Below are 11,900 nucleotides of genomic sequence, written 5' to 3'. Positions count from 1 at the left end.
GGTCAGACGGGTGAGGCTTGCCCCTCACCACTCTTCTCGCGGGCTTCATACTCTTCGATCTGCCGCGCCGTCCACTCCGGTGACTTCGTGAAGCGGGCCAGCAGGTTGTAGAACACCGGCACGATGAACAGCGTCAGCAGGGTCGAGAAGATCGCGCCGGTGAAGATCACCGCCCCGATCGTCTTGCGGCTGCCCGCCCCCGCCCCGGTCCACAGCATCAGCGGCAAGGCGCCCATGGCGGTGGCGATCGAGGTCATGATGATCGGCCGCAGGCGCAGGGCGGCGGCTTCGATCACCGCCTCCTTCACCTTCAGGCCTTCGTCGCGCAGCTGGTTGGCGAACTCGACGATCAGGATGCCGTTCTTGGCGGCGATGCCGACCAGGATGATCAGGCCGATCTGGCTGTAGGTGTTGATGGTCGAGCCGGTCATCAGCAGACCGAACAGCCCCCCCAGCACCGCCAGGGGCACGGTCAGCATGATCACGGCCGGGTGGATCCAGCTTTCGAACTGGGCGGCCAGCACCAGAAAGACCAGCAGCAGGGCCAGGCCGAAGGCGATGCCGACGGCGCCCGAAGCTTCCAGGAAGTCCTTGGCCTGTCCGCCCCACTTGACGCTGACGCCGGGGCTCGGACGAGCGGCGGCCTCGTCCTGGAAGAACTTCACCGCGTCGCCGACCGTATAGCCGGGCGACAGCTGGGCGGTCAGGGTCACCGAACGCAGACGGTCGACGCGCGGGCGATCGGGCGCGTCGCCCCGCAGTTCGGTGGTCACCACCGTCGACAACGGCACCAGGGTCCCCGACTGGGTGCGCACCTGCAGCTGGTCCAGGTCGGCCAGGCTGCGGCGCTGCTCGAGCGTGGACTGCAGGATGACGTCGTATTCCTGGCCGTTCTTGATGTAGGTCGTCGCCCGGCGCGAGCCGAACATGGTCTCCAGGGCCCGGCCGATCGACTGGGCCGAGATGCCCAGGCTGGCGGCCTTGTCGCGATCGATCTGCACCGACAGGCGCGGCGAGGTCGGCTCGTAGTCGATGCGCGGACGCGACAGACCCGGATTGTCCTGGGCGTCGGCCAGGATGGGCTTCAGCCAATTGGCCAGCTCGACATAGTCGTTGCCGGTGGCGATCAGGTCGACGTTCGTCCCGCCGCCACCGCCGCCGCCACGCTGGAAGGCGCCGCGCACGCTGGCCACGGCCCGCACGCCGGTGATCTTGCTGAGCGTCTTGTTCAGTTCGGCGGCCACTTCATCGGCGGTCTTGTCGCGCTCGCCCCAGTCCTTGAGCACCAGCACGCCGTTGCCGGTGTTGAACTGGCTCTGGCCGAAGCGCGGCACCGAGATGATGGTCCGGGCGGCGACGCCGTCGGCCCGATACTTCTCCAGCTGCTTCTCGACGGCGCCGGCCGCCTTGACGGTGTAGTCGAAGCCCGCGCCCTCGGGGCCGTTGATGGCGATGTCGACGCGGCCGCGATCCTCGGCCGGCACCAGCTCCTGCGGCAGGACGACGAACAGCCCGCCCGCCACCGTGGCCAGGACCAGCACGACCAGGCCGGTGCCGATGGAGGCCGAGCGCGCGGCCAGCAGGCGTTCCAGCGAATGGCGATAGCTGTCCTTCAACCGGTCCATCGCATGGTCGACCTTGCGGTTGAACCAGCTGCCGCCGCTGGCCGGCTTCAGCAGCTTGGAGGCCAGCATAGGCGACAGGCTTAGCGCCAGCAGGGCTGAGAAGCCCACGGCCGCCGCGATGGCCACGGCTAGCTCGACGAACAGGCGGCCGATATAGCCGGGAAGGAACATCAGCGGCGCGAACACCGAGATCAGCACGATGGTGGTGGCGACGACGGCGAAGAACACCTGCCGGGTGCCGCGCAGGGCGGCGACATTGGCCGGCTCGCCTTCGTCGACCCGGCGCTGGATGTTCTCGACCACGACGATGGCGTCGTCAACCACCAGGCCGACGGCCAGCACCAGGGCCAGCAGGGTCAGCAGGTTCAGCGAGAAGCCCAGCGGCGCCAGCACGATGAACGTCGACAGGATGCAGATCGGCGCGATGATCGAAGGGATCAGGGCCGAACGCCAGCTGCCCAGGAACACCAGGTTCACCAGAGCCACCAGCGCGATCGAGATGCCCATGGTGACCCACACCTCGTGGATCGCCTCGGCGGTGAAGATCGAGTTGTCGACGGCCTTGATCAGCTGGGTGCCGGGCGGCAGCGTCTTGTTGATTTCCACTAGTTCGCTGTCGACCACCTTGGAGATGGCGACGTCGTTGGCCTGCGACTGGCGGGTCAGGAAGATGCCGACCTGATTGACGCCATTGCCGCGGAAGATCTTGCGGCGTTCGTTGGAGCCCTCCTCAACACGCGCCACGTCGCCCAGGCGAACGACGTAGCCGTTGGCGTCGGCGGGGCGCAGCGGCAGCTTCACGAAGTCCTCGGGCCGCGAATAGCTGCGGGCCACGCGGATGGTGAAGTCCTTGGCGTCGCTTTCCAGGGCCCCGGCCGGCAGCTCGACGTTCTGATTGTTGAGCGCGTTCTCGACGTCGTCGACGGTGATGTTGCGCGCGGCCATGGCGTCGGGGTTCAGCCAAATGCGCATGGCGTAGAGCTGGCCGTTGAGGCCGGCCTGGGCCACGCCCGGCACGGTCGAGAGGCGCTCGACCAGATAGCGGTCGGCGTAGTCGGCCAGCTCCAGCGGCGACAGGCTGGTCGAGGTCAGGTTGAGGATGACGATTGGCGAGCTGTCGGCCTGGGCCTTGGCGATCTGCGGCGGGTCGGCCTGGTCGGGCAGGTTCGAGGTCACCCGGCTGACGGCGTCACGCACGTCGTTGGCCGCCGCGTCCAGGTCGCGATCCAGGGTGAAGGTGATCGTGATCTGCGAGCGGCCGTCGCGTGAGGAGCTGTTGACCCGGTCGATGCCCTGGATGCCGGCCACCTGGCGCTCGATCACCTGGGTGATGCGCTCCTCGATGACCTCGGCCGAGGCCCCGGTATAGGTGGTCGAGATCGACACCACCGGCGGGTCGACGTTCGGCAGTTCGCGGATGGGCAGGCTGCTGAAGGCGGCCAGGCCGATGACGCAAAGGATGATGGCGACGACGGCCGCGAAGACCGGACGACGGACGGAAAGGTCGGAAAGCATCAGCCGGCCTTCTTCTGGGCGCCGTCTTTCTGACCAGCGCCGCCCTTGCCGCCACCGCCGCCGACGGAAGCGCCGTCCTGGACGCGGTTGAGGCCGTCGGCGACGATCTTGTCACCGGGTTTCAGGCCCGAAACGATCTCGACATAGCCGCCCGACGACAGGCCGGTCTGCACCGTGGTGCGACGCGCGATCTGCCCCTTGGGCCCCTGGGCGATCAGGAAGACCGAGGCTTGCGTGCCCTCGAATTGGATGGCGGCTTCGGGCACGGCCACGGCCTGGCGTTGGCCCTGGTCGATGCCGACCTTGATCAGCATGCCGGGCTTGAGGCGACCGTCGGCGTTCGGAAACTCTGCCCTGGCCTTGAGCGCGCGGGTGGCTGGATCGATGCGGGTGTCGATCTGGGCGATGCGACCGGTGAACACCTCGCCCGGCAGGGCGTCCGGCTGGGCGCTGATGGTCAAGCCTTCGCGCAGGATCGGCAGATAGCGGTCAGGCACAGAGAAGTCGACACGGATCAGGGAGACGTCGTCCAGGCTGACGATCGGGGTTCCGGGGCTGATCAGGGCGCCCGGCGCGATGTCGGAAATGCCGACCCGGCCGGAGAACGGGGCGCGGATCACCTTGTCCAGCTTCTGGGCGCTGGCCGAGGCCAGGACCGCCTTGGCGGTGTCGCGCGCGGCCATGTACTGCTCGACCGTGGCGCGGGGGGCGATGCCCTTGTCTGCCAGGGTCTTCCAACGCTGGTACTCGCGTTCAGCCTGGGCCAGTTGCGCCTGCTGCTGGGCGATGCCCGCGTTCTCCTGGTCAGCCTTCAGTTCAACCAGGATTTGCCCCTTCGACACATATTGGCCGTCGCTGAAATGCACCGCGGTGATCAGCTCCGCCGTGTTCGAGGTGATGGTCACCGACTGGCGGCCCTTGGCCACGCCCAGTACCTCGACGCGATCGGTGAAGGTGCGTTGTTGGACCACGAGCTGCGACACGGCGGTGGCGCGTCCGCCGGCGCCCGGACCGCCGGGGCCCTGCGCCTTGCCGCCGAAGGCCAGTTTCAGCCCGCCGACCAACAGCATCAGCAGCACAGCGACAACCGCCGCGACGAGGAAGAAGTGTCTGCGGATCACGAAAAGCTCCGGGCGCCGAGAAGAGTCGGCTTAGCTAGCAGTAGGCGGCTCATTAGCCGTCAGCCCTAGCCTGCGTCCAGTGACACACGGATGACCAAATATTACAGCCCTGAAATATCAGAAACGCCGCCAGACCGCCAGGACGAGACCTTGATCGACGGGGGTCTCCCGACCCGACACCGTTCGCCGCCATCCGGCCTGCAAACTCCACGCGCCCAGGTCGTGGGTGACCGAGACCTCGCGCTTGCGCCAGCGTGACTGAACCGGCTCGGATTCGGCCTGGCCGGTGTAGGCCTGGACCATCAGGAGCCAACGGGGCGTAGGCCTCACGCCCGCCGTGAGGTCGACCCGGGTCTCGTCCGCCAGGCCGCTGCGCTTGAGCCGCGCGACCTGCACCTCGGCGAAGCCCTGAGCCCTGCGCCACTGCCTCGACGTCCCCACCAGAAGGCGCGCCTCCAGGTCCGTGTCGCCTTGGCCGGGCGCCGCGTAGCCCGCATTGCGCCCCACTCCGTCCTTGGTGGCGCCCAGATAAAGGCTGACCACTGATCGATCCGTATGCAGCAGGGCGTAGCGCACACCCAGCTCGATCGGACCACGCCCCTGGTAGTCGACGAAGTTGTCGTGCCCCCGGGTCAGCGCGACCTTGGTCTGCAGGGTCAAGCGGTCGGTCAGCCCATATTCGCTGTAGAGCGACAGGGTCTCGTCGCGGCGCGGATCGATCGCGACCTCCACGCCGTCGGGATCAAGGCCTGTGTCGGCCTTCTGCCCCTCGTACTTCAGGATGGCCAGGCCCTCGCCGTCCTTCATCGGCCAGGCGCCGGCCCAGGCTGGCGACCCGAGCAGCGCGCAAAAGAAAGCCGCCGCGACTCCGAGGATCCCGGCGGCGTTTCGTTTTCGCGGTTTGGGCGTCAATCAGCGTAACCGGGGGATTCCCGGTCGAGTTTGCGCAGGCAGCCGGGCCAGGCCAGGCCCGCGATCATGCCCATGCCCATGCCGGTCTGGCTGCGGACCTCGGCCTGGGCGTTTTCCGGCGCTTCCAGCACGTTGCCGCGACCGGCGCTGAGCGCCATCACCTGCTGGGCGCAGGCGCGTTCGAGGAAGAACATGCCCAGCCAGCACTCGGCCGCCGTCATCCCCACCGACAGCGTGCCGTGGTTGCGCAGCATCATCAGCTTCTTCTCGCCAAGGTCGGCCACCAAGCGTTCCCGTTCGTCAAGGTTGAGCGCTATACCTTCATAGTCGTGATAGGCGAGTTGAGGCAAGACAATTAGCGACTGCTGCGACAGCGGCAGCAGGCCTTCCTTGTTGGCCGACACCCCCACGCCCTGATCGGTGTGCAGGTGCATGACGAAATGAGCGTCCTCGCGAGCCGCATGGATCGCCGAGTGGATCGTGAAGCCCGCCGGATTGATGAAGTACGGCGTCTTGTCGATCACGTTGCCGTCCAGATCGACCTTGACCAGCATGGAGGCGGTCATCTCGCCGAAGAACATGCCGTAGGGATTGATCAGGAAATGATGCTCGGGTCCCGGGATACGGGCCGAGATGTGGGTGAAGATCATGTCGTCCCAACCGTGGACGGCGACCAGGCGATAGAGCGCGGCCAGGTCGACCCGGGCCTTCCATTCGGCCTCGCTGACCTGATCCTTGAGCGACGTCGTGATCTGCGTAGCACCGTCGGCCATGAGCGGATCCTCCATAGGTTATCATTGTTAGCTTGAGGGTCGCGCCGCTGGAACGCGGCGTCAAGCGGCGATGGCCCCGCCGTCGGCCCTGTGTTAGCCCGTGCGCCCCACTCCGGCTCGAGACTTCCCATGATCCCCTGGCAGCACCTGGACACCGCCAAGGTCCCCGGCGACGGCACGGAGCTGAAGCTGATGCGGCGCGGGACTGAGTATTCGATCATGGCCGGCCCGATCGAGCTGATGAACAGCCGGCTCAGCGGGTCGGAAGAGGCCATGGCCACCCTGGCCTTCGAGCGCATCGGCCAACGTCCCAAGGCGCGAGTGCTGATCGGCGGGCTGGGCATGGGCTTCACCCTGCGCGCCGCGCTCGCCGCCTTCGGTCCCGACGCTCGGATCGTGGTCGCCGAACTGGTTCCGGCCGTCATCGCCTGGGCCCGGGGCCCCCTGAGCGAACTGCACGGCACCAGCCTCGACGACCCGCGCATGGCGCTGCACCAGGGCGACGTCGGCGAAGCGATCCGCGCCGAGGCGGCCGGCTATGACGCCATCCTGCTGGACGTGGACAACGGCCCCGGTGGTCTTTCCCGCAAGGAGAACGACGGCCTCTACAGCCGAAGCGGCCTGGCCGAGGCGCGCCAGGCGCTGCGCCCCGGCGGCGTGCTGGAGGTCTGGTCCTCGACCCGTGACAGCGACTTCACGCGCCGCCTGAAACAGGCCGGCTACGCGGTCGAGGAGATCGGCGTGCGAGCCCACAAGGGCCGTGGCGCGCGGCATGTGATCTGGATGGCGACGAAGGCCGGCTAGTCTCCTTGGCTCACCGCGCGAAGGTCACGCTGTAGGTGGCCTGCAGCAGCCCGTTGTCGCGCATGAAGGCAGCCATGCTCTCGTAGGTCGCGGTGCGCAGCGGGCCCGACTGATCGTCCGTCTTCAGCCGCGGGTCGGCCAGCGGCGCGAACAGCCGCATGACCGCGCCCGCCTGCACCGTTGTCGGCGTGTAGTGCGCCTTCAGATTGGCGCGGATCTGCTCTCTGTCAGGGGTCTGCCAGACGGCGGAGGCGATCACGTCCAGCATGAAGCCGTTGCAGTTCTGGTGCTTGGACGACAGGGGGTTGGCGATCAGGGTGTAGGACGGATTGTGCAGGGCCGCGTAGGTGGGGGAATCGATGACGCCCAGGATGCGGCGCTGCATCTCCGGCGAGGGAATGATGACCGCGACGTCGTCCACGGACGAACCGTTGGTGAAGTTGAAGGGAAAGTCCTGCACCAGGCGCGAGGTGGTCGTCGGCCAGGCCTTCCCGTCGCCGGCATAGAGATTGTAGACGGCGTAGCCTGGCTCGACCGCCCCTTCGGCGGTCCGCACGTCGCGATAGACCCAGAAGGCGCCGTGCGTATAGGCGATGCCCTTGGGCAAGGTCTCCCGCGCCCTCCCCGCCCGGAACACGATCGCCACCCGCGCGCCCCGTCCGGCCAGGTCGTTCTCGATCTGCTTGGAGAACCGGGCGACCTCTTCGGGTGTGAAATGGCGCGACTTCGCGGAGGTGGAGACGCTGTCCTGGGCCCGCGCCGGCGTGACCAGGACCGGCCCTGCCAGCGTCGCGGCGATCAGGGCGGCGGCGAGAGAACCCGCCTGAAGTCGACGGGCGCTCATGGCGGTCAGGGCTTCTTCGCTGGCTGCACGTCGTAGGGCGCCGTGGGCGCGGGCTGAGCCACGATCACCTTCCTGGTCACGGGCAAGGGCGTTGAGGCGAAGGCGGCGGAGTCTCGGGAGGCCACGCTGGAGTCGCCGCCCGCTTCGGTCAGGCCGGCTCCGACGACCACCGATCCCGCGGCGGCGACCGACACGGGAACTACGCTCACGGCCGAGGCCGTCTGCACGCCGGAAAGCCCGAGATCACCTATCGCCTCGGCAGAGGCCCCGACGGCGTTCGAGCCGTTCTGGAAACTGTCCTGGGCAAGGGCTGCGGCTGGAACCGCGATGACGGCGAACACCAAGGCAGCGGCGAGACGAGAACGCATGGGAACCTCCGTCGCACGGCCCATCGGGCCCTTGAACGTGACTGTGCCACGCGCGACGGGGTCATCAAGAAAAAAGTGAGTGATCACTCATGCGCGGGCGTCACAAGGCCGTGATGGCTCGGCTGAAAAAGGTCAGTCCCCTCGGTCGCCCTTCATCAGCCGCGCCTTGTCGCGCTGCCAGTCGCGGGCGGCCTCGGTCTCGCGCTTGTCGTGGTTCTTCTTGCCCTTGGCCAAGCCGATCTCCAGCTTGGCCAGGCCCTTCTCGTTCCAATAGAGCTTGAGCGGGATCAGGGTGCGGCCGTCGCGCTGGACCGCGCCGATCAGCTTGTCGATCTGCTTGCGGTGCAGCAGCAGCGTCCGGTGCCGGCGCGGCTCGTGGTTGAAGCGGTTGGCGTGGCCGTAGGGCGGGATGTCGGCGTTGATCAGCTTGATCTGGCGGCCTTCCACCGAGGCGTAGGACTCGGCGATGTTCGCCCGCCCCACGCGCAACGACTTCACCTCGGTGCCGGTCAGCATCAGCCCGGCCTCCATGGTCTCCTCGATGAAGTAGTCGTACCGCGCGCGGCGGTTCTCGGCGATCGGCTTGGTCATCAGACCAGACCCGCCTCGTGCATGGCCTCGAGGATCGCCGGCTTCACCGCCTCGCTGCAGGGCGCGATCGGCAGGCGCACGTCGGCCTCGCAGAGACCCAGATGAGCCATGGCGAACTTGGTCGGCGACGGCGAGGCGTCGAGGAACAGCGCCTTGTGCAGCCGCACCAGGCGGTCCTGCCAGTAGCGCGCGGTTTCCCACTCGCCGCCCAGGCAGGCGTTGATGAAGGTGGCGCAGGCGTCGGGCGCGACGTTCGAGGTCACCGAGATCACCCCGTGGCCGCCATGGGCCACGTAGCCGAGCGCGGTCGGATCGTCGCCCGACAGCATCACCCAGTCCGAACCGCACAGGACCCGCTGCATGCTGGCCCGCACGAGGTCGCCCGTGGCGTCCTTGATGCCGACGATGTTGGGCAGCTTGGACAGCCGCTCCAGGGTCTCGTTGCTGACGTCCGAACCCGTGCGGCTCGGCACGTTGTAGACCAGCACCGGCAACTGCACGGCGTCGTTGATCGCCTTGTAGTGCTGGTAGACGCCTTCCTGGCTGGGACGCACGTAGTAGGGCGACACCACCAGGGCGGCGTCGGCGCCGACGGCCTTGGCGTGGGCGACCAGTTCGATCGCCTCGGCGGTCGAGTTGGAGCCGGCCCCGGCGATCACCGGCACGCGGCCGCGCGCGGTCTGCACGCACAGCTCGACCACGCGCTTGTGTTCTTCGTGGCTGAGCGTGGCGGTCTCGCCCGTGGTGCCGACGGGCACCAGCCCGTGCACGCCGCCGGCGATCTGGCGCTCGACCAGGGCCACGAAGGCTTTCTCGTCCACCGCGCCGTCGCGGAATGGCGTGACCAGCGCCGGAATGACGCCTTTGAACGGAGAATGAGCCATGACTTGCAATTTGCCGTGAGAAACGCGCCGCGACAGTTGCGGCCTGAGGATGGGGGCGGACAATATGTCCCTCCCCCCATGTCCCGCAACCGCCCGTAACGCTTTGCGATGATTTGGGGGTTTCGGCGGAGGTCAAATCGCCGCGAAGCGGTCTATACCGACCCAACGGGGCCCTGATCGGGGTCCGATCGCCGCAAATCGGCCCCTCGGGCGTCCGAAAACGGCGAGACTACCGCCCGCCAGGGCCATAGAATCGAAGGAGACGGCGTTTTGGCCTCAGGGTTGGGTAAGGTCTTGCTGGGCGGAGCCGCCCCCCTGGTGCTGTGCGGAGTCGCGCTGTTCGGCGTGGCGCTGGCTCAGGACGACGTCGACCTGCCCCGCGCGCCCCAGCCCTATACCGGCGGTGCCACCCCGCAGGGCCTGATCACCACGCCCCAGACCGCGACCTACGCCACGCCCGCCGAGGCCGACGCCGCCAACCTGCGCATGGCGGTCACCAGCCGCGACCCGTCGACCATCCGCATGGCGATGTCGAGCATCCAGGATCCGCTGTCGCGCAAGATCGCCCTGTGGGCCCTGGTCGACGCCGGGGCCGAGAGCATGAGCTTCTTCGAGCTGGATCAGGCGCGCCGCGACCTGGCTGGCTGGCCGCGCGCCCAACGCCGAGAGAACGCCGCCGAAAAGGCCCTGGTCGTCTCGGGCCTCGACGCCCAGCGGATGATCGCCTGGTTCGGCGGTCGCGATCCGCAGACCGCCGAGGGCGCGATGTCCCTGGCCGCCGCCTACCAGGCCGCCGGCCGCACCGCCGACGCCAGCAACCTGATTCGCCGCTGGTGGCGCGACCAGGTCTTCGAACTGGACGCCCAACGCGGCATCCTGGCCCGTTACGGCACGCTGCTGACGCCCGACGACCACGTCCGCCGCGCCGATATCCTGCTGTACGGCCCGCAAGGCCCCGCCGCCCGCGACATGGTCACGTTGCTGCCCTACGACCAGCAGGCGGCGGCCCAGGCCCGCATCGCCTTCCGCTCGAACGCCAGCAACGCCAACGACCTCTACGCCGCGCTGTCGCCGACCCTGCAAGCCCAGCCGGGCGTGGTCTTCGAGCGCGCGTCCTATCTGCGCCGCAAGGGGCTGGACACCCTGGCCCTGCCGTTGGTCAGGCAGTTCCCCGCCCCGCCCCCGACCGAAGACGCGGCGGCCGCCATCTGGCGCGAGCGCAAGCAACTGGTGGTGTCGGCTCTCAGGGCCGGCGACAGCGCCGGCGCCTATGCGGCCGCCAACGCCCATCTGAAGGCCGGTTCCGACGCGGCCGAGAGCGAGTTCTACGCCGGCTGGATCGCCCTGAGCCGGCTGAAGAACCCCGACGCCGCCGCCAATCACTTCGCCCGCATCGCCGAGATCGGCGCCTCGCCGATCACCCGCGGCCGCGCTCTCTACTGGCAGGGCCGGGCCGCCGAGGCCCAGGGCGACCGCATCGCCGCCCAGGCCTTCTACGCCGAGGGCGCGCGCTACATCACCACCTTCTACGGCCAGTTGGCCGCCGAGAAGGCCGGGATCAAGGAAATCCGCCTCGAGAAGGATCCGACGATCACCCAGGCCGACCGCGCCCGCTTCGAGGGCCGCGAGCTGGTCCGCGCGGTGCGCACCCTGATGGCGGCCGGCGCCCGCGATCAGGTGCGGGTCTTCGTGCTCTACATCGACGACCAGTTGCCGACCGCCGAGGAAGAGGCCCTGCTGGTCGACCTGGCTAGAAGCTACGGCGATCAGGACCTGGCCATGCGCGCGGTCCGCACCGCCGCCCAGCGCGGCTTCACCCTGCCCGAGCGCGGCTATCCGCTGCTGGACCATCTGTTCACCCCGGGACCGGGCGCGGCCGAGACGGCGTTCGTCTATTCGATCTCGCGCCAGGAAAGCAATTTCGACCCCAACGCCCGTTCAGGGGTCGGGGCGCGCGGCATGATGCAACTGATGCCGGCCACCGCCGCCATCGTCGCGCGGCAACTGGGCGAGAACCACAGCGTCGATCGCCTGTCGGACCCGTTCTACAACATGCGCCTGGGCTCGACCTATCTGGGCAGCATGGTCAGCAACTTCAGCGGCTCGTACGTCATGGCCTCGGCCGCCTACAACGCCGGTCCCGGCCGTCCAGCCCAGTGGGTCACCCTGTGCGGCGACCCGCGCGGCGCGACCACCGATCCGCTCGACTTCATCGAGTGCATCCCGTTCTCCGAGACCCGCAACTACGTGATGCGGACCATCGAGACGACCATGGTCTACCGCGCCCGCCTGAACGGCGGCGTGGCCCCGCTGACCCTGTCCAGCGACCTGAAGCGCGGCGGCTACAGCTATGCGGGACCGGCCAGCGCGCCCATTGGCGGCCTGCCGCCGATCGGCGGGACCACCGCTTCGAGCGCGCCGACCGCCATTCCGCAGGGCGGTTATGTGCCGGGCACGCGCTAG

The 11,900-nt window shown here is 68.4% G+C and carries 10 protein-coding genes; 2 read left to right on the top strand and 8 right to left on the bottom strand.

What is annotated here, in order from left to right; genetic code table 11:
* Positions 1-2 precede the first annotated feature (2 nt).
* The 4 genes from AC1DMQ_RS10805 to AC1DMQ_RS10790 form a co-directional block, all read right to left on the bottom strand.
* On the bottom strand, positions 3-3,140 hold the full coding sequence (locus tag AC1DMQ_RS10805; protein ID WP_477033559.1) for an efflux RND transporter permease subunit: 3,138 nt from the start codon (positions 3,138-3,140) through the stop codon (positions 3-5).
* Positions 3,140-4,261, bottom strand: coding sequence for an efflux RND transporter periplasmic adaptor subunit (locus AC1DMQ_RS10800; RefSeq protein WP_477033558.1), 1,122 nt, complete (start codon positions 4,259-4,261; stop codon positions 3,140-3,142). The genes AC1DMQ_RS10805 and AC1DMQ_RS10800 overlap by 1 nt, the downstream gene beginning before the upstream one ends.
* Positions 4,262-4,378: 117 nt before the next feature.
* Positions 4,379-5,068, bottom strand: coding sequence for a hypothetical protein (locus AC1DMQ_RS10795; protein WP_477033557.1), 690 nt, complete (start codon positions 5,066-5,068; stop codon positions 4,379-4,381).
* A gap of 101 nt (positions 5,069-5,169) precedes the next feature.
* A complete protein-coding gene (locus AC1DMQ_RS10790) occupies positions 5,170-5,946 on the bottom strand; it encodes a class II aldolase/adducin family protein (protein WP_477033556.1) in 777 nt (258 codons plus the stop codon).
* Positions 5,947-6,075: 129 nt separating this feature from the next.
* On the opposite strand from AC1DMQ_RS10790, the gene AC1DMQ_RS10785 reads away from it, so the two are divergent.
* Positions 6,076-6,750 (top strand): spermidine synthase, encoded by a 675-nt coding sequence (locus AC1DMQ_RS10785; protein ID WP_477033555.1) that lies wholly within the window; start codon positions 6,076-6,078, stop codon positions 6,748-6,750.
* 10 nt (positions 6,751-6,760) lie between these two features.
* On the opposite strand, the gene AC1DMQ_RS10780 is transcribed toward AC1DMQ_RS10785, so the two are convergent.
* From AC1DMQ_RS10780 to dapA, 4 genes are all read right to left on the bottom strand, one after another.
* A complete protein-coding gene (locus tag AC1DMQ_RS10780; RefSeq protein WP_477033554.1) occupies positions 6,761-7,594 on the bottom strand; it encodes a DUF2145 domain-containing protein in 834 nt (277 codons plus the stop codon).
* Positions 7,595-7,599: 5 nt separating this feature from the next.
* Positions 7,600-7,962 carry a hypothetical protein gene (locus AC1DMQ_RS10775; RefSeq protein WP_477033553.1) on the bottom strand — a complete coding sequence of 121 codons (363 nt, stop codon included), beginning with the start codon at positions 7,960-7,962 and terminating at the stop codon, positions 7,600-7,602.
* A 132-nt stretch (positions 7,963-8,094) separates the two neighbouring features.
* Positions 8,095-8,553 (bottom strand): SsrA-binding protein SmpB, encoded by a 459-nt coding sequence (gene smpB, locus AC1DMQ_RS10770; RefSeq protein WP_477033552.1) that lies wholly within the window; start codon positions 8,551-8,553, stop codon positions 8,095-8,097.
* Positions 8,553-9,437: a 4-hydroxy-tetrahydrodipicolinate synthase gene (dapA, locus tag AC1DMQ_RS10765; protein ID WP_477033551.1), complete on the bottom strand. Its 885-nt coding sequence runs from the start codon at positions 9,435-9,437 to the stop codon at positions 8,553-8,555. Before dapA ends, smpB begins: the two co-directional genes overlap by 1 nt.
* A gap of 270 nt (positions 9,438-9,707) precedes the next feature.
* Between dapA and AC1DMQ_RS10760 the strand changes: the two genes are divergently transcribed.
* Complete coding sequence (locus tag AC1DMQ_RS10760) at positions 9,708-11,900, top strand: transglycosylase SLT domain-containing protein (protein ID WP_477033550.1); 2,193 nt, start codon at positions 9,708-9,710, stop codon at positions 11,898-11,900.

The organism is Caulobacter sp. 05L422, assembly GCF_056397765.1.
The sequence above is the reverse complement of the archived record's forward strand: the minus strand, read 5'-3'. Positions and strand labels throughout refer to the sequence as shown.

Bases quoted from the DNA above. Each gene is read 5' to 3' on its own strand.
- AC1DMQ_RS10805 (WP_477033559.1), bottom strand. From the start codon at position 3,140: ATGCTTTCCGACCTTTCCGTCCGTCGTCCGGTCTTCGCGGCCGTCGTC.
- AC1DMQ_RS10795 (WP_477033557.1), bottom strand. From the start codon at position 5,068: ATGAAGGACGGCGAGGGCCTGGCCATCCTGAAGTACGAGGGGCAGAAG.
- AC1DMQ_RS10790 (WP_477033556.1), bottom strand. From the start codon at position 5,946: ATGGCCGACGGTGCTACGCAGATCACGACGTCGCTCAAGGATCAGGTC.
- AC1DMQ_RS10785 (WP_477033555.1), top strand. From the start codon at position 6,076: ATGATCCCCTGGCAGCACCTGGACACCGCCAAGGTCCCCGGCGACGGC.
- AC1DMQ_RS10780 (WP_477033554.1), bottom strand. From the start codon at position 7,594: ATGAGCGCCCGTCGACTTCAGGCGGGTTCTCTCGCCGCCGCCCTGATC.
- AC1DMQ_RS10775 (WP_477033553.1), bottom strand. From the start codon at position 7,962: ATGCGTTCTCGTCTCGCCGCTGCCTTGGTGTTCGCCGTCATCGCGGTT.
- smpB (WP_477033552.1), bottom strand. From the start codon at position 8,553: ATGACCAAGCCGATCGCCGAGAACCGCCGCGCGCGGTACGACTACTTC.
- dapA (WP_477033551.1), bottom strand. From the start codon at position 9,437: ATGGCTCATTCTCCGTTCAAAGGCGTCATTCCGGCGCTGGTCACGCCA.